Annotated in this window: 20 protein-coding genes and 1 pseudogene; 20 read left to right on the top strand and 1 reads right to left on the bottom strand. The window is 68.0% G+C overall.

Translation table 11 applies throughout. The annotated features are described in order from the left end of the window. Positions 1 to 185 precede the first annotated feature (185 nt). The 19 genes from ABD767_RS14145 (at position 186) to ABD767_RS14055 (ending at position 21,710) form a co-directional block, all read left to right on the top strand. Positions 186 to 1,844 carry a DUF1302 family protein gene (locus ABD767_RS14145; RefSeq protein WP_103044873.1) on the top strand — a complete coding sequence of 553 codons (1,659 nt, stop codon included), beginning with the start codon at positions 186 to 188 and terminating at the stop codon, positions 1,842 to 1,844. A gap of 33 nt (positions 1,845 to 1,877) precedes the next feature. Then, entirely contained in the window at positions 1,878 to 3,260 is a 1,383-nt protein-coding gene (locus tag ABD767_RS14140) for a DUF1329 domain-containing protein (RefSeq protein ID WP_103044872.1), read from the top strand. A 234-nt stretch (positions 3,261 to 3,494) separates the two neighbouring features. Next, positions 3,495 to 4,409, top strand: a complete 915-nt coding sequence (locus ABD767_RS14135; protein WP_103044871.1) for a VOC family protein — start codon at positions 3,495 to 3,497, stop codon at positions 4,407 to 4,409. 5 nt (positions 4,410 to 4,414) lie between these two features. After that, positions 4,415 to 5,293 carry a CoA-transferase gene (locus tag ABD767_RS14130; protein WP_103044870.1) on the top strand — a complete coding sequence of 293 codons (879 nt, stop codon included), beginning with the start codon at positions 4,415 to 4,417 and terminating at the stop codon, positions 5,291 to 5,293. Positions 5,294 to 5,310: 17 nt separating this feature from the next. Next, positions 5,311 to 6,081 carry a ketoacid CoA transferase gene (locus ABD767_RS14125; protein ID WP_103044869.1) on the top strand — a complete coding sequence of 257 codons (771 nt, stop codon included), beginning with the start codon at positions 5,311 to 5,313 and terminating at the stop codon, positions 6,079 to 6,081. Positions 6,082 to 6,085: 4 nt separating this feature from the next. Further along, positions 6,086 to 6,994 (top strand): enoyl-CoA hydratase, encoded by a 909-nt coding sequence (locus tag ABD767_RS14120; protein WP_103044868.1) that lies wholly within the window; start codon positions 6,086 to 6,088, stop codon positions 6,992 to 6,994. Continuing rightward, positions 6,991 to 8,094 (top strand): nitronate monooxygenase, encoded by a 1,104-nt coding sequence (locus tag ABD767_RS14115; RefSeq protein WP_103044867.1) that lies wholly within the window; start codon positions 6,991 to 6,993, stop codon positions 8,092 to 8,094. The genes ABD767_RS14120 and ABD767_RS14115 overlap by 4 nt, the downstream gene beginning before the upstream one ends. Continuing rightward, a complete protein-coding gene (locus ABD767_RS14110; protein ID WP_103044866.1) occupies positions 8,091 to 8,849 on the top strand; it encodes an enoyl-CoA hydratase family protein in 759 nt (252 codons plus the stop codon). The genes ABD767_RS14115 and ABD767_RS14110 overlap by 4 nt, the downstream gene beginning before the upstream one ends. 25 nt (positions 8,850 to 8,874) lie before the next feature. Further along, on the top strand, positions 8,875 to 10,029 hold the full coding sequence (locus ABD767_RS14105; protein WP_103044865.1) for an acyl-CoA dehydrogenase family protein: 1,155 nt from the start codon (positions 8,875 to 8,877) through the stop codon (positions 10,027 to 10,029). 170 nt (positions 10,030 to 10,199) lie between these two features. Further along, positions 10,200 to 11,267, top strand: a complete 1,068-nt coding sequence (locus ABD767_RS14100; RefSeq protein ID WP_103044864.1) for an acyl-CoA dehydrogenase family protein — start codon at positions 10,200 to 10,202, stop codon at positions 11,265 to 11,267. A 171-nt stretch (positions 11,268 to 11,438) separates the two neighbouring features. Further along, positions 11,439 to 12,608, top strand: coding sequence for an acetyl-CoA C-acetyltransferase (locus ABD767_RS14095; RefSeq protein WP_103044863.1), 1,170 nt, complete (start codon positions 11,439 to 11,441; stop codon positions 12,606 to 12,608). Positions 12,609 to 12,631: 23 nt separating this feature from the next. Then, positions 12,632 to 14,200: an amidase family protein gene (locus tag ABD767_RS14090; RefSeq protein WP_103044862.1), complete on the top strand. Its 1,569-nt coding sequence runs from the start codon at positions 12,632 to 12,634 to the stop codon at positions 14,198 to 14,200. Between the two features lie 197 nt (positions 14,201 to 14,397). After that, entirely contained in the window at positions 14,398 to 15,273 is an 876-nt protein-coding gene (locus ABD767_RS14085) for an SDR family oxidoreductase (protein ID WP_103044861.1), read from the top strand. Positions 15,274 to 15,414: 141 nt separating this feature from the next. Then, complete coding sequence (locus ABD767_RS14080; RefSeq protein ID WP_344869834.1) at positions 15,415 to 16,551, top strand: acyl-CoA dehydrogenase family protein; 1,137 nt, start codon at positions 15,415 to 15,417, stop codon at positions 16,549 to 16,551. Further along, a complete protein-coding gene (locus ABD767_RS14075; RefSeq protein ID WP_103044860.1) occupies positions 16,548 to 17,720 on the top strand; it encodes an acyl-CoA dehydrogenase family protein in 1,173 nt (390 codons plus the stop codon). Before ABD767_RS14080 ends, ABD767_RS14075 begins: the two co-directional genes overlap by 4 nt. Before the next feature lie 266 nt (positions 17,721 to 17,986). Continuing rightward, positions 17,987 to 18,772, top strand: coding sequence for an SDR family oxidoreductase (locus ABD767_RS14070; protein WP_103044859.1), 786 nt, complete (start codon positions 17,987 to 17,989; stop codon positions 18,770 to 18,772). A gap of 3 nt (positions 18,773 to 18,775) precedes the next feature. Continuing rightward, positions 18,776 to 19,234, top strand: a complete 459-nt coding sequence (locus tag ABD767_RS14065; protein ID WP_103044858.1) for a MaoC/PaaZ C-terminal domain-containing protein — start codon at positions 18,776 to 18,778, stop codon at positions 19,232 to 19,234. Positions 19,235 to 19,246: 12 nt separating this feature from the next. Beyond that, complete coding sequence (locus ABD767_RS14060) at positions 19,247 to 20,461, top strand: acetyl-CoA C-acyltransferase (protein WP_103044857.1); 1,215 nt, start codon at positions 19,247 to 19,249, stop codon at positions 20,459 to 20,461. An 82-nt stretch (positions 20,462 to 20,543) separates the two neighbouring features. After that, complete coding sequence (locus ABD767_RS14055; RefSeq protein WP_103044856.1) at positions 20,544 to 21,710, top strand: LuxR C-terminal-related transcriptional regulator; 1,167 nt, start codon at positions 20,544 to 20,546, stop codon at positions 21,708 to 21,710. Positions 21,711 to 22,010: 300 nt separating this feature from the next. On the opposite strand, the gene ABD767_RS14050 is transcribed toward ABD767_RS14055, so the two are convergent. After that, entirely contained in the window at positions 22,011 to 24,140 is a 2,130-nt protein-coding gene (locus tag ABD767_RS14050) for an oxidoreductase (protein WP_103044855.1), read from the bottom strand. Between the two features lie 151 nt (positions 24,141 to 24,291). Between ABD767_RS14050 and ABD767_RS14045 the strand changes: the two are divergent. Further along, positions 24,292 to 24,416, top strand: a pseudogene (locus ABD767_RS14045) (electron transfer flavoprotein subunit beta/FixA family protein); the annotation flags it as partial.

The raw sequence follows: 24,416 nt of genomic DNA, 5'->3' as shown, positions 1-24,416 counted from the left end.
AGACACCTGCCCCCCGGCATCGTCCAAAAGGAGTAGCGCGCCGCGCCCCCCAGGGACAACCCTCAGCGGGGTTTTTCAGTAGTCCGAACGCGGTATGCAGCCACCCCCTGGGTGCTGGCATCGTCTGGCGCCGCATGGATTTGATGCACCTCAACCCTCATTCAAAACCCCCAAGGAGATTCCCCATGGATTTTTCGTCCCCCGCTCGCCGGGGCAAGGCTCCCGCGCGTACGCTGGTGGCGCGCGCCGCCACGCTGGCGCTGCTGACGCTGGGCGCCGCCGCCCAGGCCGCGCCCACGGTCTACCTGTCGGACGACACCACGCTGGACTATTCGCTGACCCTGTCCTACACCGGCTCGATGCGCACCATGGCGCCCTCGTCGGTCTACCTGGCCGCGCCCGACTATGACGACGGCACGCGCAACTTCAAGCGCGGCGACCTGGTCAACAACCGCACCAGCGTGCTCGGCGAGATCAAGCTCAAGCACGACAACGTCGGCTTTCTCGCCCGCGCCACGGGTTTTTACGACACCGTCTACCGCGGCATCAACGCCAACAACTCGCCGTCCACGGTCAACAAGATCGGGCCGCACAACGAATTCGTCTCGACCACGCGCAAGCGCAGCGGCCAGGACGCGCGCCTGCTCGACTTCTACGGTTTCGGCAGCTGGACCGTGGGCAACGACCAGTACCTGTCGGTCAAGCTCGGCCAGCACGTGGTGGCCTGGGGCGAGAGCATGTTCTGGGCCAACATCAGCCAGGGCCAGGTGCCGCTGGATGCGACCAAGTTCAACGTGCCCGGCACCGAGGCCAAGGAAGGCTATCTGCCCGTGCCGCAAATCTCGGCCGACCTGACGCTGACCGACGACCTGACGGCCACCGGCTTCTACCAGTTCCACTGGGAGGAGACGCGCCTGAACCCGGTGGGCGACTTCTTTGGCAGCGACTCGTTTGGCCCGGGCGCGCAGTTCATGCGTTTCGCTCCTGGCGCCATCAACAGCCTGCCCGATCACAGCGGCGCCATTGCCAACTTCGCCGGCGAGATCAAGCCCAAGAACTCCGGCCAATGGGGCCTGGGCCTGCGCTGGCAGGCCACCGACGCCACCGAGCTGGGGCTGTTTCACTACCGCTACCACGACCGCGTGGGCTCGATGTTCTTCGACTTCACCGGCGACACGCAATACTCGTCGTTCACCAAGTTCGGCGCCCAGGCCTCGCCCGCAAGCGCCCCTTACTACAAGCTGGCCTACTTCGACAACATCAAGCTCACTGGTGTCAGCCTGTCGACCAAGATTGGTGACTCGGTGCAGTTCGGCGGCGACCTGAGCTACCGCGACGGCGCGGCCGTCTACCTGGACAACGGCGCGCCGGCCCGCGGCCGCTATCTGCAGGCCAACGTCAATGCGCTGTACATGATGGGCCCGAGCATGCTGGCCCACCAGACCACGCTGATGGGCGAGGTCATGCACCAGCGCATCGTTGGTGTGGACGCGCTCACCGTCACCAGCGGCGGCGTTAGCAGCACCTCCTCCAAATACGTCTACGACGGCCAGACCCGCGGCTCCACCCTGCTGGGCGTGGGTGCCATCTTCGACTACCCCAACGTCTTCAGCGGCTGGGACTTGAGCACCAGCGCCACCTGGACGCAGAACATCCAGGGCAGCGCCATCGGCGGCATGGGCCGCGATGAAAAGCGCCTGACGCTGGGCGCCACCATGAAATACCTGGGCAATCTATCGCTGGGCCTGACCTGGGTGAACTACCTGGGCTCGGCCGACATTGCCGCCGGCCGCACCATGGCCGACCGCGACTATGTGTCGTTCAACGCCAAATACACCTTCTAAACCCCGTTTCCAGAGAAAACCAGGATCGCAAAGATGAGCAAGAAATTCCACCACCTGTGGCTGGCAGCGGCCGCCGCCTGCCTGCTGGCGGGCCAGGCCAGCGCCAAGGGCACGGCTGAGGAAATCGCCCGCCTGGGCAAGGACCTGACCTGCGTGGGCGCCGAGAAGGCGGGCAACGCCGACGGCAGCGTTGCCGCCTACAGCGGCAAATGGCTGGGCGCGCCCCCGCACGTGAACTTCAAGGGCACGGGCGGCCACCCGATCAACCCCTACCCCGACGACAAGCCGCTGTTCACCATCACCGCGGCCAATATGGACCAATACGCCGCTCGCCTGTCCGACGGCGAGAAGGCGTTGTTCAAGAAGTACCCCGACACCTTCAAGATGCCCATCTACCAGAGCCGGCGCGATTTCCGCCTGCCCGACTCGGTCTGCGCCATCACCAAGGAAAACGCCGCCAAGGCCGAGCTGGTCGACGACGGCGAGGGCATTCTGGCAACCACCGGCGGCTTTGCCTTCCCCTTCCCCAAGACGGGGCTGGAGCTGTTGTGGACGTCCTCGGTCTTCACCTACCGCCCGTTCACCGAAGAGCTGATCTCCGACAACGCCTACGTGCTGGCCGACGGCAAGATCAACTGGGGCCGCGTCAAGTCGCGCAACCTCGCCTCGCACCTGGAGCCGGGCAAGCCGCAGAACACGGCGGACAACAACCAGTCGTCGTTCTACATGAACGAGACGCTGCTGCCCGAGCGCGACAAGGGCGAGATCAACACCGGCATGGAGTGGTGGAATTTCAAGACCAAGCCGCGCCAGAGCTGGCGCTACGACCCCGGCACGCGCCGCGTGCGCCAGTCGCCGGGCTACGGCTTTGACATGTCCTTCCCGGGCTCGGGCGGCTCCATCACCGTCGACGAGGTGCGCCTGTTCAACGGCACGGGCGAGCGCTACAACTGGAAGATCGTTGGCAAGCGCGAGGTCTACGTGCCCTACAACGCCTACCGCCTGCACTCGCCCGACATCAAGTACGCCGACCTGCTCACGCCCAACCACGTCAACCCCGACGCCATGCGCTATGAGCTGCACCGTGTCTGGGTGCTCGAAGGCACGCTCAAGGAGGGCTTTCGCCACCTCTACAGCAAGCGCGTGATGTACATCGACGAAGACAGCCACCTGATGCTGATGGGCGAGAACTACGACGCCCGCGGCGGCCTGTGGCGCACCGGCATGGTCAACTACTTCTACGCCTACGAGGCCAATACCTGGCAGGCCGGCGTGGGCCTGTACCACGACCTGCAGACCGGCTCCTACCTGGCGTTCAACCTGGTCAACGAGCAGCCCCAGGGCTACACGCTCAACACCGGCAAGTTGAGCCCCAAGGACTTCGGCCCCGACGCAGCGCGCCGCGCCGGCCTGTAAGCCACCCACCGACGCATGGCCCTGGATCCAGGCGACTGGATCCACGGTTTTTGGCACCACCCGCCCCTCGGCGCGTGGTGCTTTTTTGCGCCCTGTCCAACCCGCGACAGTGTGCGTTTTCGTTAGTCTCAACGGACGATGCCCGCAACAGCCGCGCTGTCCAGAATCACCAGCACATCCAAGAGACAAGAGCAGCCCCGCCTTGGCGCTCACCTTTTCGAGAGGACACGACACATGATGGACATTCGCGCACTGGCGTACGTGGTGGCGCAGACCACCGACATCGCACGCTGGAAGGAGTATGCCGAGGGCGTGCTGGGCATGATGACCGCGCCCGCAGAGGGCGGCGGCCTGTACGTGCGCATGGACGAGCGCCAGTTCCGCTTCGCGGTCGAGCCCGGCGCGCACAACGCCTATACCGCATCGGGCTGGGAGGTGGCGGACCAGCAGGCATTCGAGCAGGCCGTGCAAAGCCTGCGCGACGCGGGCGTGGCGCACCAGTTCGAAGACGCCGCCTTCTGCCGCCGCCGCTGCGTGCAGCAATTGGTGAGCTTTTGCGACCCCTCGGGCAACCGCCACGAGGTGAGCTGGGGCTTCAAGTCCGACTTCCAGCACTTCGCCTCGCCGACCGGGGTTTCGCGCTTCGTCACTGGCGCCATCGGCATGGGCCACACCGTGCTGCCCGCGCCCGACTTCGCCAAGACCGCCGCCTTCTTCAAGGACGTGATGGGATTCGGCCTGTCCGACATCATGAACTTCGAGCCCCCGGGCACCGAGGGCGTGTCGCTGCCCATCCACTTCCTGCACTGCAACAACGGCCGCCACCACAGCCTGGCGATCGCGGGCTTCCCCGTAGAGAGCGGCTGCGTGCACGTGATGGTCGAGGTCGAGGACATGCCCGAGGTGGGCCGCGCCATCGACCGCATGTACGCCCACAAGGTGCAGCAGACGGCCACGCTGGGCCAGCACACCAACGACAAGATGATTTCCTTCTACATGCGCACGCCGTCCAACTTCGACATTGAATTTGGCTACAACGGCGCAGTCATCGACTGGGCGCAGCACATCGCCCACGAATTCACCCGCGTGAGCCTGTGGGGGCACGACTTCAGCGTGTCGCAACAACAACTCTTGGACAAGGAGGCCTGAGCGCCATGAGCAACAAACTGATCAGCGCCGCGGACGCGGTAGCCCAAATCAAGGACGGCATGACCGTCGGCATCGGCGGCTGGGGCCCGCGGCGCAAGCCCATGGCCCTGGTGCGCGAGCTGCTGCGCAGCCCCGTCAAGGATCTCACCGTCGTCGCCTACGGCGGCGCCGAAGTGGGCATGCTGTGCGCCGCCGGCAAGGTCAAGAAGCTGATCTTCGCCTTCGTGTCGCTGGACTTCATTCCGCTGGAGCCGTACTTTCGCAAGGCCCGCCAGAGCGGCGCGCTTGAGGTGATGGAGATCGACGAGGGCATGTTCATGCTCGGCCTGAAAGCCGCCGCCATGCAAGTGCCCTTCATCCCCACCCGCCTGGGCCTGAACACCGACGTGCCCAAGGTCAACCCGGACATCAAGCTGATCGACTCGCCCTACGACGACAAGCAGTGGGTGGCCATGCCCGCGCTGCCGCTGGACGTGGCGCTCCTGCACGTGGATCGCGCCGACGTGCGCGGCGTCTGCCAGGTCAAGGGCCCGGACCTGTACATGGACGACCTGTTCGCCCGCGCCGCGCGCAACACCATCGTCAGCTGCGACGAGCTGGTCGACAGCAGCCACTTCGCCCAGGGCGAGGAAGCGCGCTACGTGCCCTGGGAGCGCTCGGAGACCAACGCCGTCGTGCACCTGCCCTTTGGCGCCCACCCCAGCTCGTGCGCGCCGCTGTACGGCTTCGACGTCAAGCACTTCAAGGAGTACGCAGCCAGCGCCAAGGAAGAAGGCGGCTGGGCCCACTACTTCGAACGCTATGTGCAGTGCAGCCAGGAGCAGTACCTGGAGCGCGTGGGCGGCGCCGACGCGCTTGCCAAGCTGCCCCTGCCCGTGTTCTGACCAGAAAGGAAATCGAAATGAGTGAAATTGCTCTGGTGGACCGCATCATCTGCGCTGCCGCCCAGGTCTGGAAGGACGACGGCGAGGTGCTGGCCACTGGCATCGGCATCGTGCCGCGCCTGGCCGCCTCGGTGTGCATGGTCAGCGTCAACCCCGACCTGATGATGACCGACTCCGAGTCCTGGATCGTGCAGGAGCCCGTGCCCATCGGCCCGCGCGGCGACTACCAAATCAAGCGCGAAAGCCACATGGGCTTTGCCCGCATCTTCGACAACGTCTGGGGTGGCAAGCGCCACGCCATGGTGGGCCCCACCCAGGTCGACCGCTTCGGCCAGGGCAACATCTCGATGGTGGGCGGCGACTACGCCCGCCCGAAGTCGATGATGCTGGGCGTGCGCGGCTTTCCGGGCAACTCCATCAGCCACGCCAACTCGTTCTTCGTGCCCAACCACAGCACCAAGGTGTTTGTCGAAGGCGAGGTCGACATGGTCGCGTCGGTGGGCTACAACCCGGCGCGCCTGGCGCGCGGCTGGAGCCTCCATGAAGTGGCCGACGTGCGCAGCATCTTCACCAACCTGTGCGTGTTCGACTTCGGCGGCCCCGACCACCAGGCGCGCCTGGTGTCGCTGCACCCGGGCGTGACTGTCGCCCAGGTGCAGGAAGCGACCGGCTTTGCGCTGCACATTCCCGAGAATGTCCCCACCACGGCCGACCCCAGCGCCGAGCAGCTGGCGCTGCTCCAGCGCTTCGACCCCCACAACCTGCGCGCCAGCGTCATCAAGGCCTGAGACCATGAGCACCACCGCCCCCGGCGACGCCCTCGTCCAACGCGAGGACAAGTCCGTCTACGAAACCCAGGAGCCCGTGCTGTACGCCGTGGCCGACGGCATTGCCACGGTCACGATGAACCGTCCCACGTTCAACAACGCGCAGAACTCGCAGATGACCTATGCGCTGGACGCTGCGTTCGAGCGCGCCATCGCCGACGACGCGGTCAAGGTCATCGTGCTGCGCGGCATGGGCAAGCACTTCAGCGCCGGCCACGACATCGGCACGCCGGGGCGCGACATCAACAAGAGCTTTGAGCGCAAGCACCTGTGGTGGGACCACACCAACAAGCCGGGCGCGGAGCAGCTCTATGCGCGCGAGCAAGAGGTGTACCTGGGCATGTGCCGGCGCTGGCACGACATGCCCAAGCCCACCATTGCCATGGTGCAGGGCGCCTGCATTGCCGGCGGGCTGATGCTGGCCTGGGTCTGCGACCTGATCGTCGCCAGCGACGACGCCTTCTTCCAGGATCCGGTGGTGCGCATGGGCATTCCCGGCGTCGAATACTTTGCCCACGCCCATGAGCTGAACCCGCGCATTGCCAAGGAATTTTTGTACCTGGGCGAGCGCATGCCGGCCGAGCGCGCATACCAGATGGGCATGGTCAACAAGGTCGTGTCGCGCGACGAGCTGGAGGCCGCCACCTATGCCTGGGCGGCAAAAATCGCCAGCCAGCCGCGCCTGGGCCTGTCGCTGACCAAGACCGTCATCAACCGCGTCGAAGAGCTGCAGGGCCTGCGCAGCACCATGGACATGGCGTTTGGCTATCACCATTTCGCCCATGCGCAAAGCCAGGTGCTGGGCGCCGGCCAACTGGGCGGCCACGACGCCAAGAGCATGGTGCAGGCCAACAAGCAGGGAGAGGGTGCATGAACACCAGCGCCGCCACGCGCCCTGCCCTGCGCACGCCGCTGTGCGACCTGCTGGGCTGTGAATACCCGGTGGTGCAGACCGCGATGGGCTGGGTCGCCGGCTCCAGCCTGGTGGCGGCGACGACCAACGCCGGGGGCTTCGGCTTCCTGGCCGGCGCCACGATTGCCGCCGACCGCATCGAGGCCGAGATCCTGCGCGTCAAAAAGCTCACCGACGACCGCCCGTTCGGCCTGAACTTCCACATGTTCCAGCCCAACGCGCAGCAGCTGCTGGACCTGGCGGTCAAGTACAAGATCCGCGCCGTCAGCTACGGCCGCGGGCCGGACAAGAAGACGATTGGCCGCCTGCGCGACGCAGGCATCGTCTGCATGCCGACGGTGGGCGCGCTCAAGCATGCGCAAAAAGCCATCGAGATGGGCGCCAACGTCATCACCATCCAGGGTGGCGAGGGCGGCGGCCACACCGGAAGCGTCCCCACCACGGTGCTGCTGCCCCAGGTGGTCGACGCTGTCGACGTGCCGGTGGTGGCCGCCGGCGGCTTCTACGACGGGCGCGGCCTGCTGTCGGCGCTGGCCTTTGGCGCGCAGGGCATTGCCATGGGCACGCGGTTTTTGATGACCAGCGACTCGGGCGTGCCGCAAGAGACGCTGGCGCGCTACCTGGCGGCCAAGGACGCCGAGAAGATCCGCATCTCTCACCTGGTCGACGGCATGCCCCAGCGCATGATTCCCAACGAATACCTGGCGATGCTGGAGAAGGCCTCGCCCTTCAAGCGCGTGCGCATCGCGCTGTCGCTGGCGCTGCAGTGGAAGGCGCAGACCGGCATGACCACCGGCCACGCCCTGTCGGTGCTGTGGCAGGCGCTGCGCGAAGACCCGGCCAGCGTCGCGCAGACCGTGATGGCGGCCAACGCCCCCATGCTGCTGCAGCGCTCCATGGTCGACGGCAAGCCCGCCGAGGGCGTGATGTCCGCCGGCCAGGTGGCCGCGCTGATTGGCCGCCTCGACTCATGCGAGCAAGTCATCCGCGGCATTGCCGCGCAGGCACAAGAGCGCCTGCAGGCGCTCACAACCGTACGAACCAACGCGATCCAGCCATGAGCGAACAACAGTTTTTCACCAAGATCCACGACAACGGCGTCGCCGAGATCGTGATCGACCGCGCGCCGGTCAACGCCCTGAACGCCGCCGGCTGGAACGGCCTGGCCGCCGAGATCGAGGCCACCGGCCAGCGCCCCGAAGTGCGCGTGATCGTCATCCGCGCCGAGAACCGCGGCTTTTGCGCCGGCGTCGACATCAAGGAGCTGGCGGCCAACGACAAGCTCATCGTCAGCGTCAACGCGGGCAACTACGCCACCTTCAAGGCGGTGCACCGCAACCGGGTGCCGGTGATCGCCGCGGTGCACGGCTTCGTGCTGGGCGGGGGCATCGGCATCTGCGGCGCGGCCGACATCGTGATCGCCGCCGAGGACGCCACCTTCGGCCTGCCCGAGGTCGACCGCGGCGCCATGGGCGGCGCGGCCCACCTGCAGCGCATGTTCGGCGTGCAGAAGACGCGCTACCTGTTCTTCACCGGCGAGATGATCGGCGCGGCCGAGGCGCTGCGCCTGGGCGCGATCGAGCGCGTCGTGCCGCGCGACGCGCTGCGGGACACCGCGCTTGAGATCGCCGCCAAGATCGCTGCCAAGAGCCCCGCCATGATCCGCATCGCCAAGGAGGCGCTCAACGGCATCGAGGACGGCAACCTGGAGGACAAATACCGCTGGGAGCAAGGCTTTACGCTGCAGGCCTACATGAGCCCGGACTCCGCCGAGACGCGCGACGCCTTCGTCAACAAGCGCGACGCCAAATTCTGAAATCGCCTCCAAGGACACAGCCACCATGGAACTACGCTACACGCCCGCCCAGCAGGCTTTTCGCGCCGAGGTGCGCGACTGGCTCGCCACCAACGTCCCCAAAGCGCCCTTTGCCAGCTACGACACGCGCGAGGGCTTCGAGCAGCACCGCCAGTGGGAGGCCACGCTGGCCGACGCGGGCCTGAGCAGCATCACCTGGCCCAAGGCGCTGGGCGGACGTGGCAGCGACCTGGTCGAGTGGCTGATCTTTGAAGAGGAATACTGGGCCCACGACGCGCCCCAGCGCGTCAACCAGAACGGCATCTTGCTGCTGGGCCCGACGCTGATGGAATTTGGCACGCCCGAGCAAAAGGCGCGCTTTCTGCCCAGCACGGCACGCTGCGACGACATGTGGGCGCAGGGCTGGAGCGAGCCCAACGCCGGCTCGGACATGGCCGCCATCAGCAGCCGCGCCATCCGCGACGGCGACCACTACGTGGTCAACGGCCAGAAGATCTGGTCCACGCGCGCGGTGTTCGCCAACTGGCTGTTCGGCCTGTTCAGGAGCGACCCGCAGTCCTCGCGCCACCACGGCCTGACCTATCTGCTGGTGCCGCTGGACGCGCCGGGCATTACCGTGCGCCCGATCCGCGCGCTCAACGGTAAAGAGGCGTTTGCCGAAATCTTTTTTGACGACGTGCGCGTGCCCGTGGCCAACCGCCTGGGCGACGAGGGCCGCGGCTGGCACGTGGCCATGGCCACCGCCGGTTTTGAGCGCGGCCTGCTGCTGCGCTCGCCGGCACGCTACCAGCGCACGGCGCAAAAACTGGTGCAGCTGTACCGCAAGCACCAAAGCGCCTGCGACCGCGACCCGAGCATCCGCGAGGCGGTGACCCGCGCCTGGATGGGCGCCGAGGCCTACACGCTGGCCTCCTACCACACGGTGGGCAAGCTGGCCCAGGGCGCCACCATTGGCGCCGAGGCCAGCACCAACAAAATCTTCTGGTCCGAGCTCGACTTGCTGCTGCACGAGACGGCCATGCGCATCCTGGGCGCGCGCGCCGAGCTGGTCGACGACGCCGAGGTGCACGAATGGCTGGAAGGCTTCCTGTTCGCCCAGGCCGGCCCCATCTACGCCGGCAGCAACGAGATCCAGCGCAACATCATTGCCGAGCGCGTGCTCGGCATGCCCAAAGCATGAACAACCCCCTGAGTCGCTTCGCGCCTTCCCCCTTCTCTCGCGCCGCTGCGCGGCGCGGGAAGGGGGACGCATCCAGCGCGGCGGGGCTGCCCTTGCGCGGATGCCCTGACCTGGGTTGCGCCAGTTTCAGCCGCTGAGCCCCAAGAATCACTGATATCCGGAGAACCACCATGGAGTTCACCTTCACCCAAGACCAGACGGCGTTTCGCGACTCGGTCAGCCGCTTTTTGATGACCGAGGCGCCGCCCGAGATGCTGCGCGAAGTCTGGGACACCGACAGCGGCCGCAGCCCCGCGCTGCGCAAGAAAATTGCCGAGCAAGGCCTCACCGCCCTGTCCGTGCCCGAGGAAGAAGGCGGCCTGGGCCTGGGCGACGTCGACTGGTCGCTGATGACGCAGGAACTCGGCTACTACGCCATTCCCGACTCGCTGATCGACACCGCCTACATTGCTGCCGGCCTGCTGGCCACCCTGCCCGCCGGCCACGCCGCGCGCGCCGCCTGGCTGCCGCGCATCGTCGACGGCAGCGCGCGCATCGCCGTGGGCCATCCGGTCAACCCCTGGGTGGCCGACGCCCACCTGGCCGACCTGCTGCTGCTGCCCCACGCCACGCCCCAAGGGCTTGAGGTGCACGCCGTTCCCGCCAGCCAGGTGCAGGTGCAGACCGAGCGCAGCATCGACGCCTCGCGCCGCCTGAGCACCGTGCAGTGGCAGCCGGGCGACGCCACGCGCATTGCCGACGCCGCCACCGGCCAGGCGCTGTGGGACGAAGCGCTCGAGCGCGGCGCGCTGGCCGTCGCCGGCGAGCTCATCGGCCTGTCCCAGCGCATGCTCGACCTGACGGTGGACTACGCCGGCCAGCGCAAGCAGTTCGGCAAGCCCATTGGCGCCTTCCAGGCGGTCAAGCACCACCTGGCCGACGTGTTCACCGCCATCGAATTCGCCAAGCCCGTGCTCTACCGCGCCGCCGCCGCGCTGGCGACGAAGGACGCCAGCACCAGCGCCCGCGTGGCCCACGCCAAGCTGGCCTGCGGCGAAGCCGCGCTGCTGGCCGCGCGCAAGGGCATCCAGGTACACGGCGCCATGGGCTACACCTGGGAGGTCGACCTGCAGATGTTCATGAAGCGCGCCTGGGCGCTCAACGGTGCCTGGGGCGACCGCGCCTTTCACCAAGAGCGCCTGGGCGCCGCCCTGTTCACCGACGGTGCGCCGCTGGGGGCGGGGGCGACGTTTCACTGAGCCGCGCCCCGCTTTCGCCCCCTCCCCCTCTGGGGGAGGGTTGGGGTGGGGGCCAGCGACGCATGCAACCAACACAAGGCATTTACCGCAACAGCCGCCCCCATCCCCTCCTTCCCCCAAAGGGGGAAGGAGCAAGCCGCCCACCCATCCATTGACAGACAAGGACACCCCATGGCCACCCCCCAAGCCTATATCGTCGACGCCCTGCGCTCGCCCACCGGCAAGCGCAAGGGGTCGCTGGCCCACGTGCATGGAGCCGACCTGGGCGCGCACGTCATCCGCGCACTGGTCGAGCGCAACGCCGTTCCGGCCGACGAGTACGACGACGTCATCTTCGGCTGCGTCGACACCATCGGCCCGCTGGCCGGCGACATCGCGCGCACCTCCTGGCTGGCCGCCGGCATGCCGCTTTGCGTGCCCGGCACCACCATCGACCGCCAGTGCGGCAGCTCCCAGCAGGCGGTGCACTTTGCCGCGCAGGCGGTGATGAGCGGCACGCAGGACGTGGTGCTCGCCGGCGGCGTGCAGACCATGAGCGCCATTCCAATCTCGTCGGCCATGCTGGCCGGCCAGCCGCTGGGCTTCACCACGCCGTTTGCCGAAAGCAAATGCTGGCAGGCGCGCTTTGGCGACGCGCCGGTCAACCAGTTCTACGCCGCGCAGCGCATTGCCGACCACTGGGGCGCCAGCCGCGCCGACATGGAAGTGTTTGCCAAGAACAGCCACGACAAGGCCTTGAAGGCGATTGCCGAAGGGCGCTTTGATCGCGAAATCGTCCCTTATCCATTGGAAGGGGGCAACTTCAAGATGGACGAGACCGCCCGCCTGAGCACGCTGGAGAAGATGGCCACGCTCGACCCGGTCGACCCCACCTACCCCAAGATCACCGCCGCCGTCTCCAGCTCCACCTGCGACGCGGCCGCCGCTGTGCTGGTCGTCTCCGAGGCCGCGCTCAAGCGCTACAACCTCACGCCGCGCGCGCGCATCCACCACATCAGCGTGCGTGCCGACGACCCGATCTGGCACCTGACCGCGCCGATCCCGGCCACCGCCTACGCGCTGAAGAAGGCCGGCATGAGCATGAACGACATCGACCTGGTCGAGATCAACGAGGCCTTTGCCTCGGTCGTCATGGCATGGCTGAAGGAGACCGGCTACGACCCGGCGCGCACCAACGTCAACGGCGGCGCCATCGCGCTGGGCCACCCGCTGGGCGCCACCGGCGCCAAGCTGATGACCACGCTGCTGCACGAGCTGGAGCGCACCGGCGGGCGCTACGGCCTGCAGACCATGTGCGAGGGCGGCGGCCAGGCCAACGTCACCATCATCGAGCGTCTGTAGAAACAACACCAAGGAGACACACCATGCCCCGCAGCGCCCAAGACCCCAAGCGCCGGCTTTTCCTGCAGGGCGCTGCTGCCGGCGCGGCAGCGGCCGCCCTGCCCGCCCAGGCCCAGGGCGCGGCGGCCAACGCAAGCCATGGAGTCGCGCCGCCCGACGCCACCACCTGGGCGCGGCAAATCGCCCGCGGCGAGGTCACCCCGCTGGACGCCCTGGACGCGGCGATTGCCCGCGTCGAGGCCTTGCCCAAGCTCAACGCCGTCGTCATCCGCGACTTTGACCTGGCGCGCCAGCAGGCCAAGGCGTTGTCGGCGCTCTCGGCCCAGGCGCGCAAGACCGCTGTGGAGAAGGCGCCGCTGTGGGGCTTGCCGTTTCTGATCAAAGACCTGGGCCAGTACGTCGAAGGCACGGTGACGACCAATGGCTGCGCCTTCTTCAAGGGCGCGGTGGCCACGCACAGCACCACGCTGGTCAAGCGCTACCAGCGCGCTGGGCTCAACATTTTTGGCAAGACGGCGTCGCCAGAATTCGGCATGACGACGACGACCGAATCGCGCCTGTACGGCGCCACGCTCAACCCCTGGAATACGGCGCACACCACCGGCGGCTCATCGGGCGGCACGGCGGCGGCCGTGGCCGCCGGCATCGTGCCGGTGGCGCACGCCAGCGACGGCGGCGGCTCGATTCGCATTCCGGCGGCGCACTGCGGGCTGTTTGGCTTGAAGCCCAGCCGCGGCCGCGTGCCGGCCGGGCCCGACGTGCTCGACGGCTCGGGCCTGTCGGTCAACCACGTGATCAGCCGCAGCGTGCGCGACAGCGCCCTGCTGCTCGACCTGACCGCCGGCCCCGAGGCGGGCTCGCGCATCGGCCCGCCGCCGGCCGCGCCGGGCAGCTACCTGGCCGCGCTCACCCGGGCGCCGCGCCCGCTGCGCATTGCCGTGTGGCGCAGCAATTACTTTGGCGTGCCGGTGCACACCGACTGCCTGGCCGCGCTCGAGCGCGCCGCCCACGTCTGCGCCGGCATGGGCCACCACCTGGAAGAGAAAATGCCGGCGCTTCCGGTGCAAGAGGTCTACGCCGGCATGGGCGCCGCCATGGGCGCGGGCATGCTCTACACCGTGAGCCAGCGCGAAAAGCTGCTGGGCCGCGCGGTGCGCGAAGACGAGATGGAGCCGCTGGACTGGGCCACGCTTGAGCAGGCCAGAAAGGCCACGGCGCAGCAGCTCTACCAGGCGCGCCTGGGCTTTGACAAGGCCGGCCAGATCATCGACGCCTTTTTGGGCGACTACGACCTCATCCTCACGCCGACGACGGCCGTGCCGGCGCAAAAGCTGGGCGTGCTCACGCTGGATCAGCCCTTCGAGAGCTACGCCCGCCAGGCCATGGCCTCGTCGGCCTTCACCTCGCTGTTCAACATCAGCGGCCACCCGGCCATGTCGGTGCCGGCGCACTGGACGGCGGACAACCTGCCCGTCGGCGCCCACTTCGTCGCCCCCTACGGCCGCGAAGACCGCCTGCTGGCCCTGGCCGCGCAGCTAGAGCAAGCCATGCCCTGGGCGCAGCGCATGCCGGATCTGGCGGCGCTGCGCTAAGGCTTTCCATCCCCCCTCTGGGGAGGGCCGATTTCCTCCCTCCCCCTCTGGGGGAGGGTTGGGGTGGGGGCCGGCGACGCCGGCGCGCCCATGCCGGCAAGATGCCGGCGCTCCCACCCCGCCCCCATCCCCGCCTTCCCCCAAAGGGGGAAGGAGCAAAACAAGCACTCTTCATTTCAAGCACCCAAGGAGCCCCCATGACCATCTGCACCAACCGCACCGTCGTCATCACCGGCGCCGGCGCCGGCCTGGGCCGCGCCTACGCGCTGGCGTTTGCGCAAGAAGGCGCGAGCGTCGTCGTCAACGACATCCGCCTGGACGCCGCGCAGGCCGTGGCCGACGAGGTCAAGGCCGCCGGCGGCCAGGCGATCGCCAACGGCGGCGACATCACCTCGCTGGCCGGCGCGCAGTCCATCCTCGACGCCGCACTGGCCGCCTTCGGCGACGTGCACGTCGTCGTCAACAACGCCGGCGTGCTGCGCGACCGCATGTTCCTGAGCCTCTCGGAAGAAGACTGGGACATGGTCATGCGCGTGCACCTGCGCGGCCACTACTGCATGGGCAACACCTTTGGCCGCTACTGGCGCGACCAGAAGAAGGCCGGCAAGGCGGTGGACGCACGCATCATCAACACCAGCTCGGGCGCGGGCCTGCAGGGCTCCATCGGCCAGAGCAACTACGCAGCGGCCAAGGCCGGCATTGCCGGGCTGACCCTGGTGCAAGCGGCGGAACTGGCGCGCTACGGCATCACCGCCAACAGCCTGGCGCCGGCCGCGCGCACCGCGATGACCGAGGGCGCGATGCCCGACCTGGTCAAGAAACCCGACGACGGCTTTGACGCCTGGGACCCGATGAACGTCGCCTCCATCGTCGTCTGGCTGGGCAGCCCGCTGTCGGCCCACGTGACCGGCCGCTGCTTCGAGGCCAAGGGCGGCGAAATCTCGGTGGCCGACGGCTGGCACACCGGCGCCATCCGCGACAAGGGCGCGCGCTGGGAGCCCGCCGAACTGACCGCCGTGGTCGACGAACTGATCGCCCAGAGCCCGAAGCCGCAAAAAGTCTACGGCACCTGAGCCGGTTTTCAGCTCCCTCCCCCCCTTTGGGGGAGGGCTGGAGTGGGGGCCAGCGACGCAAGCACAGCCCCTGCGCCAGGCAAGAAACCCCCACCCCTGCCTTCCCCAAAAGGGGGAAGGAGCAAAAAGCAGAGCCATGCCATGGATTTGAACCTGAGCGAAGAACAACGCCTGATCGTCGACAGCGCCGCCGAATTCCTTGCCGCGCACAGCACCAGCGAGCGCGTGCGCAGCGCGGGCAGCCAGCCCGGCGGCTGGAACGAAGCCCTGTGGCAAGGCCTGGCCGAGCTGGGCTGGTGCGGCATCCACAGCCCCGAGGACCAGGGCGGCCTGGGCCTGGGCGTGGTCGAGCTGGCGCTGTTGCAGGAACAGCTGGGCCACCGCCTGGCCTGCGTGCCCTACTTCGACGGCGTGGCCCTGGCCGCAACGGCGCTGCGCGCGCTGGCGGGCCAGCCGCAGGTGGACGCCGCGCTGCAATCCTTGACCAGCGGTGAACAGCGCTTTGCCCTGGCACTGCCCGAACCCGATGCGCCCACCGTCGGCGCCCAGGCGACGCCACAGAACAACCACTGGCTGCTGCAAGGCCAGTGGCCGCAGGTCGGATCCGCTCCCGTGGCGCAGCAGTTGCTGCTGCCCGCGCTGCAGGCCGATGGCGAATGGGGCCTGTTCCTCGTGCCTGCCGACGCACTCGGCCTGACCGTTACCCAGCAGCCCGCCGTGGACGCCACGCGCCTGCACGGCACCGTCACCGCAGAAAACGTAGCGCTCGACGCCACCCAGCGCATCGCCCACGGCCCGGCGCTGCAGGCACTGCTTGCGCACACGCGCTGCGTGGCCGCCATTGCACTGGCTGCCGAGCAGGTTGGCGTGGCGCAGCAGGCGCTGGACTTGTCCCTGGCCTACACGCTGGAGCGCCAGCAGTTCGAGAAACCCATCGCCAGCTTCCAGGCCGTCAAGCACCGCGTGGGCCAGATGCTGGTAGCAGTGGAGACCGCCCGCTCGGCCGTCTACGGCGCCGCCTGCCTGGCCGACACCGAGCCGGCCGACGGCGTGCTGCTGCGCGCCGCGGCGCACGCCATCAGCGAGGCGACCGAGGCCGCGCTGTACTGCACGCGCGAGTCCATCCAGCTGCACGGCGGCGTGGGCTTTACCTGGGAATACGACCCCCATCTGTACTTTCGCCGCGCCCAGGCCAGCAGCCAGCGCCTGGGATCGCTGCGCTGGTGGCGCGAGCAGGTCGCGCGCCAATTGCTCGACACCGAGGAGACCGCCGCATGAACCTGCATGAAACCGCCCAAGAACAAGCTTTTCGCGCCGAAGTGCGCGCCTGGATGGACGAACACCTGCGCGGCGAATTTGCCCCGCTGCGCGGCGCCGCAGGCCTGAGCTCGCCCCACTACGACGCCCAGCTGGCCAAACGCTGGGAGCAGGAGCTGGCCCGTGGCGGCTGGACCGGCCTGGGCTGGCCCACAGAGCATGGCGGGCGCAACCTGCCGCTGGCGCAGCAAATCATCTTCCACGAAGAGTACGTGCGCTGCGGCGGCCCGGGGCGCATCGGCCACATCGGCGAGACGCTGCTGGCACCCACCGTGATGGCCTGGGGCACGCCCGAGCAGAAAAAACGCTTTCTGCCCGGCGTGCTGGCCGGCACCGACTACTGGGCCCAGGGCTATTCCGAACCCGGCGCGGGCTCGGACCTGGCCGGCGTGCGCACCCGCGCGCGGCGCGACGCGGCCACTGGCGAATGGATGATCGACGGGCAAAAAGTCTGGACCAGCTGGGCGCATGAATCCAACTGGATTTTTGTGCTGGCGCGCTGCGAGGAACGCCAGCCGGGCCAGCCGCGCCACAAAGGCATGGTTTTTCTGCTGGTGCCGCTTGATCAACCGGGCGTGGAGATCCGCCCCATCCGCCAGATCACCGGCGGCAGCGAATTCAACGAAGTGTTCTTCGACGGTGCGCGCACCGAAGCCAGCCTGCACCTGGGCGCGCCGGGCGAGGGCTGGAAGGTGGCCATGTACCTGCTGGGCTGCGAGCGCGGCGCGTCCACTCTGGGCCAGCAGGCGCATTTCCGCGCCGAGCTGCAGGACGTGATCACCACCGCAAAGGCCAACGGCGCAGCGCGTGACCCGCTCTTGCGCCAGCGCATCGCCCAGGCCGCGCTGGGCCTGGACACCCTGCGCAGCCACGCGCTGCGCACCAGCGGCGAGCAGGCCGACCCGCGCGCGGCCAGCGTGTCGAAATACGCCTGGTCCAACTGGCGCCGCGACCTGGGCGAGCTGGCCATGGACGTGCTGGGCCCGGCGGCGGACATGGATGACGGTGACCCGCTGCACGACGGCCTGCGCCACATCTGGCTGTCGAGCCGCGCCGACACGATTTATGCCGGCAGCAACGAAATCCAGCTCAACCTGATGGCCGAGCGGGCGCTGGGCATGCCGCGCTGAGGAGGTGGGATTGACGGCGGGGATGTGCTGGCCGCCCCCATCCCTGCCTTCCCCCAAAGGGGGAAGGAGTAATACCGGGGCGGCGATGGCTGTTTCTCCCTCCCCCTTTGGGGGAGGGCTGGGGTGGGGGCCAGCAACATCGACGCCCTCGCACCGGCCAGCCATGCCAGCACAGCCAAAGACAGCCCATCGTCCTTGCGGACGATGCGCCGCCCGCGCCGGGGCGACACCATAGGGACAAAACCCAATCTGGAGATCCCCGCCCCATGAAACCCTCCCCCGATTACGTCCCCGCCCACGGCCTGCTGCGCGGCAAGTCCGTTCTGGTCACGGCCGCCGCCGGCGCCGGCATTGGCTTTGCCGCCGCCCAGCGCGCCGCCGAGGAAGGCTGCCGCGCCCTGGTCATCTCCGACGTGCACGAGCGGCGCCTCACCGAAGCCGTCGTCGCCCTGAAAGAAAAAACCGGCCTGCAAGCCATCCACGGCCAGCTGTGCGACGTGAGCCAGCAGGCCCAGGTCGACGCGCTGATCGCCTTTGCCGAGGAAAAAACCGGCGGCGTCGACGTGCTGATCAACAACGCCGGCCTGGGCACCAGCCGCCGCCTGATCGACATGCCGGACGACGAATGGCACAAGGTCATCGACGTGACGCTGACCGGCACGTTCCGCATGACGCGCGCCGCGCTGCAGGTGATGCAGCCGCGCGGCAAGGGCGTGATCGTCAACAACGCCTCGGTGCTGGGCTGGCGCGCGCAGGTGGAGCAGGCGCATTACGCCGCGGCCAAGGCCGGCGTGATGGCGCTGACGCGCTGCGCGGCGATGGAGGCGGCCGAGTTCGGCGTGCGCATCAACGCCGTCGCGCCGTCGATCGCCATCCACGCCTTCCTGAAAAAATCCGCATCCGAGGAACTGCTCAACGAGCTGTCGGCCAAGGAAGCCTTCGGCCGCGGCGCCGAGCCCTGGGAAGTGGCCAACGTGATGATCATGCTGGCCAGCGACTACACCTCGTACATGACGGGGGAAGTGGTCTCCGTCAGCTCGCAAAGGGCGTAAACCATGGCGCAGGCTTTCAATTCTGCCGCCGCCGTGCAGGCCGCCGTCGGCCAGGATCTGGGCACGACCGACTGGCTGGCCATCACCCAGGATCGCATCAACACCTTTGCCGACGCCACGGGCGACCACCAGTGGATCCACGTCGATCCCGAGCGTGCCAAGGACGGCCCGTTCGGCAAGACCATTGCGCACGGCTACCTCACGCTGTCGCTGGCCAACCTGTTTCTGCCCCAGCTGGTCGAGTACCAGGGGCTGAAGATGGGCGTGAACTACGGCTGCGACAAGGTGCGCTTTCCCTCCCCCGTGCCGGTGGGTTCGCGCGTGCGCGGCCACGGCGTGGTGGTGGCAGCCGAGCCCGTCAAGGGCGACGGCGTGCAGGTGACGGTGCGCGTCACCGTGCAGATCGAAGGTTCGGACAAGCCCGGCTGCGTGGTGGACACCATCAGCCGCCTGTTTTTTTGAAGGAATGCATTCATGAGCAACAACGCACAAGACGCAGTCATCGTCTCCACCGCCCGCACCCCCATCGGCAAGGCCTACCGCGGCGCCTTCAACGACACCGAGGCCCCCGTGCTGGGCGGCCACGTGATCCGCGCAGCGCTCGCCAAGGCGGGCGTGGACGGCAAGGACGTGGACGACGTCATCCTCGGCATTGCCGCGCAGCAGGGTTCTCAGGGCTACAACCTGGGACGCCTGTGCACCTACACCGCGGGCCTGCCCGAGAGCGTGGGCGGCATGGCCATCGACCGCATGTGCGCCTCGGGCCTGATGAGCATTGCCACGGCCGCCAAGGGCATCATGACGGGCGAGATGGACGTGGCCGTCGCCGGCGGCCTCGAATCGATTTCGCTGGTGCAGAACAAGCACAAGAACAGCTACCGCGCGCAGTCCAAGGCCGTGCTGGAGGCCATGCCGACGGCTTACATCCAGATGATCGAGACGGCCGAAATCGTCAGCCGCCGCTACAAGGTCTCGCGCGCCGCGCAGGACGAATACTCGTTGCAAAGCCAGCAGCGCGTGGCCGCCGCCCAGGCCGCCGGCCTGTTTGCCGACGAGATCGTGCCGCTCACGACGAGCAAGCTCTTGTTCGACAAGGAAGGCAACGAAGCCGGCCGCGAAGACGTGACCCTGACCCAGGACGAAGGCAACCGCCCGAGCACCACGCTGGAAAGCCTGGCCAGCCTCAAGCCCGTGTGGAAGAACGGCCAATGGGTGCCCCAGGGCGAATTCATCACCGCCGGCAACGCCTCGCAGCTGTCCGACGGCGCCAGCGCCAGCGTGCTGATGAGCCGCGCCGAGGCGCAAAAACGCGGCCTCACGCCGCTGGGCACCTACCGCGGCGTGGCCGTGGCCGGCTGCGGCGCCGACGAGATGGGCATTGGCCCGGTGTTCGCCATCCCCAAGCTGCTGGCGCGCCACGGCCTCACTGTGGCCGACATCGGCCTGTGGGAGATCAACGAAGCCTTTGCCTGCCAGGTGATCTACTGCCGCGACCAGCTGGGCATTCCCGATGACCGCCTGAACGTCAACGGCGGCGCCATCTCCATCGGCCACCCGTTCGGCATGTCGGGCGCGCGCCTGGTCGGCCACGCACTGCTGGAGGGGCGCCGCCGCGGCGTGCGCTACGCGGTGGTCAGCATGTGCATCGGCGGTGGCATGGGTGCCGCAGGGCTATTCGAACTGGTGTAAACCTGAAGCATCATTTCGCGGCGCAAGCAGGAGCCAACCGTTAGACTTGCGCCCCCACCGCCTCCCCTTCTCTGCCCTGCCCATGTCCGATCCCGCACCGTCCACCGGCACTGACAACAGCCCCATCACCCTGGATCGGTTCAGCCAGATCCTGGACAAGCTGTATGAGGCTGCGCTGAACGCCGAAGGCTGGGAAGACTGCCTGGAGCACATTCGCGACGAGCTGCACGGCAACTATGTCTCGCTGATCGTGCGCACCGTGACCGCAGAAGACGCGGGCCTGATCGTCTCGGTCAGCAAGGACAGGCGCACGCTGGAGCAGTACACCCCCAACCTCAACGTCAGCCCGTTCACCGGTGTGCAGCCCGACCGCCTGGTGACCACGGCCGACGTGATCTCCGACGCCGAGTGGCGCGCCTCGGACTACTACCGCGACTGGTGCGCGCCGCACGGCGTGTACCACGTCATGGCCGCCGACATCGGCACGCGCGAAGGCGAGGTCTACGGCTTTCGCGTCACGCGCAGCGAGGACGAGCCGCCGTTTTCCGCCGCCGACAAAGACCTGGGCCGGCGCCTGATTCCGCACATCAAGCGCGCGCTGAACCTGCACCTGGCGATGCACCAGGATCGCAAGGTGCTCTCGCTGTACAGCCGTGCGATGGCGCAGCTTCTGGTGGGCGTCGTTGTGCTCGACCGGGACTGCAACGTCATCGAGTCCAACCAGGCGGCCCAGTCCATCCTGGACAAGCACGACGGGCTGCGCATCGCCGGCAATCAGCTCGAAGCCACCTACGCCAACGACAACCGCAAGCTGCAACGCATGATCAAGGACGCGCTGCACCACGACGGCACGCAGCAGAAGGTGGGGCTGACCGAAGCCCTGTCGGTCGGCCGCCCCTCGGGGCAGCTGGCCTGGGGCGTGGTGGTGCAAAGCATCTCGCCCGACGAGTGGACCGAGGGCAAGCAGCGCCCGGCCGTCGCGGTCTTCGTGCGCGACTCCGAGAGCAAGAGCCAGCCGCCGGTCAAGCTGGCGCAGCAGCTGTTCCAGCTCACGCCGGCCGAGACCATGCTGGCCATCCAGCTGGCCAACGGCATGTCGCTCGAAGAGGCGGCCGAAGCGCTGAACATCCGCCGCAACACTGCGCGGGCGCACTTGCGCTCCATCTTCTCCAAGACCGGTGTGCGCCGCCAGATGGAACTGGTGCGCATCTTCCTCAACAGCGTCGCCTGGCTGGGCACCAAGGACTGACGCGCTTCTGCCGCGCAGGCTCCTATTGATCCGGCCCCTTGAAATTTTGAGGTTTCGTCATTGCGGCGAAAGCCGCAATCCAGTGCCAACGCTGGTGGGGGGTATCTGGGCCCCGGCTTTCGCCGGGGCGACGGGTTCAAACATTACGGGGCCGGATCAATAGGAGGCTAGCCCTCTGGCCGATAGCCGCCGGCAAACGCCCGCGCCGCGATCAACGCCGGCGCAGCGCGCCCATCGGCCCGAGGCGGACCCCTACACGGGCCCAAAACCCTAGATCGGAAACCGCGCGGCGCGAGACCGTCACACGGTACGCCCGGCGTGGTGGCCGGTGTGCATCGCGCCCTCGATATAGCCCAGCGTCTCGCTGTCTCCCAGGCGCTGCACCGGCACCTCGGTCAGCGCCTGCAGCTGCTCGGCCACGCTGGCATCGGGCTCGGCGCCCAGCGCCAGCACGACGGAATCGGCATCGGTGCTGTGCGCCTGTCCCTTTTTGTCCAGCCATTGCACCTGCTTGCGCCCAATGCTTTGCACCTGCGCCTGCAGGTGCAGCGTGCCATGGGCCTGCACCGCCTCGACCACGCGCCAGCGCCGCACGATGGACAGCTCGGTGCCGGCGTGGGTTCCCGGCTCCAGCACCGTCACCTGCCGCCCGCGCGCCAGCAGAAACTCCGCCAGCTCCAGCCCCACCAGGCCGCCGCCGACGACGACGACCCGCTTGCCCAGCGGCATCCACAGCTTGGACAGGCCTTGCAGCGCGGCCGCGCTGTCGGTCACGCCCAGCATGCCGCCGGCCTTGAACAGCGCGCGCTCGGCCAGGCCGAGCTTGGCCCGTGCGATCTCGTCGGCGCCGTCGCCCGTCATCAGGCGGCGCAGCTCGTCGCCGCTCCACACGTGGTTTTGCTGAGCGCCCTCGATGGCGGGCGCCGCACGTTTGGCGCCTGTCGCGACCAGGATGGCGTCGGGGCGCACGCGCGCCAGCAGCGCCGCGTCCGCCGTCGTATTCAGCTCCACCGTGATGTTGGGGTGCTGCATCTGGCGCACCAGGTAATCCAGCAGGCGGCCATTCTCTGGATAGGCCAGGCCGGCAAAGAACAGCGTGCCGCCCAGGCGGTTGCTGCGCTCGACCAGCGTCACCCGGTGCCCGCGCAGCGCCGCCACGCGCGCCGCCTCCATGCCCGCGGGCCCGCCGCCGACGATCAGCACCTGACGGGGCTGCTCGGCCGGGACGATGGGTGCCTCGTGTTCATGGCCGGTCTGCGCGTTGACCGCGCACTTGATGCCGCGGTTGACGAAGATCTCGCTGACGCAGGCGTAGCAGTAGATGCAGGGGCGCACGTCCTGCGGCTTGCCGGCCTGCAGCTTGTTGGGCAGGTCGGAGTCGGCCAGCAGCTTGCGCCCCATTGCGACGAAATCGACCTCGCCGGCGCGGATCGACGCATCGCCCACCTCGGGCTCGACGCGCCCGGCGACGATGACGGGCAGCTTGACCGCGCGCTTGAACGCCCGGGCGTACTCCAGGTAGGCGCCGCTTTGCTGCGGAATCGGCGCATCGGTGAAATCGCTGCCGCAGGTCATGCGCGCATAGGCCGAGACGCTGATCGCGTCCACGCCCAACGACTCGCAGATGCGCGCATTCTCCAGCGCCTCCTGCAGCTCGATGCCACCGGGCGTATGCATCTCCTCGGCATCCAGCCGCACCCAGACGGGAAAATCGGGGCCGACGCGCCGGCGCACCTCGGCCAACACCTCGCGCATCAGCCGCGTGCGGTTGGCATGGCTGCCGCCGTAGCCATCGGTGCGCTGGTTGAAGTACGGCGAGAGAAAGCCGGCAATGATGTAGTTGTGCGCGCAGTGCACCTCCACCGCGTCAAAGCCCGCCTGCTGGGCGCGCACGGCCGCCGCGGCATACCACTCGACCATCTGCGCCATGTCGGCCTCGTCCATCACGCGGTAGCGATCCGGGTACGGCCCGACGCCGACGAAGGTCGACAGCTCCTGCCTGGTGATCATGAGCATGGCCTTGTTGGGCGGCAGCTCCGGCGGCACCGAAGGCACCCACATCTCGCGCCCATGCGCGCGGTCGTTGGCGGCCACCTTGCCGCTGTGGTTGATCTGTATCGCCGCCTTGGCGCCATGCGCGTGGATGCGGCGCACCACCTCGGCCAGCGTAGGGATGAACTCGTCCTTGGAGATACCCAGCTGGTGCGGCTCGCTGGTGCCGCTGGGCCAGGACACGGCCGTCGTGCCCAGGATGATCAGGCCCGCGCCGCCACGTGCGCGTGCCTCGTAGTACGCCTGGGTCTTCTCGGTCGCGTGGCCGTCGGTGCCGCCGAAGTTCTCGCCCATGGGCGCCAGGGCGATGCGGTTGCGCAGTTGCAATGTGCCGATGCTGCCGGGCTGCAGCAGCGCGTCATAGGAAGTGGTGGCCATATTCGTGTGGGGGTGGATGCGGTTGTGAAGCCCATTGTGGGAAATCACTCGCGGGGGTCATCGTCCATTTGGACGCATCTGCTCCCGGGTTTTTCCCCGATAGTCATTCCGAGATCGTTGTTTTCAGTGTGAATTTTTGGAAGGTGAACCCATGAAAATCCTCGTCCCCGTCAAACGCGTGGTCGACTACAACGTCAAAGTGCGCGTCAAGAGCGATGGCACGGGCGTGGACATCGCCAACGTCAAGATGAGCATGAACCCCTTTGACGAGATTGC

The sequence above is a fragment of the Comamonas faecalis genome (genome assembly GCF_039538025.1).
GTDB lineage: Bacteria > Pseudomonadota > Gammaproteobacteria > Burkholderiales > Burkholderiaceae_C > Comamonas_C > Comamonas_C faecalis.
The sequence above is the reverse complement of the archived record's forward strand: the minus strand, read 5'-3'. Positions and strand labels throughout refer to the sequence as shown.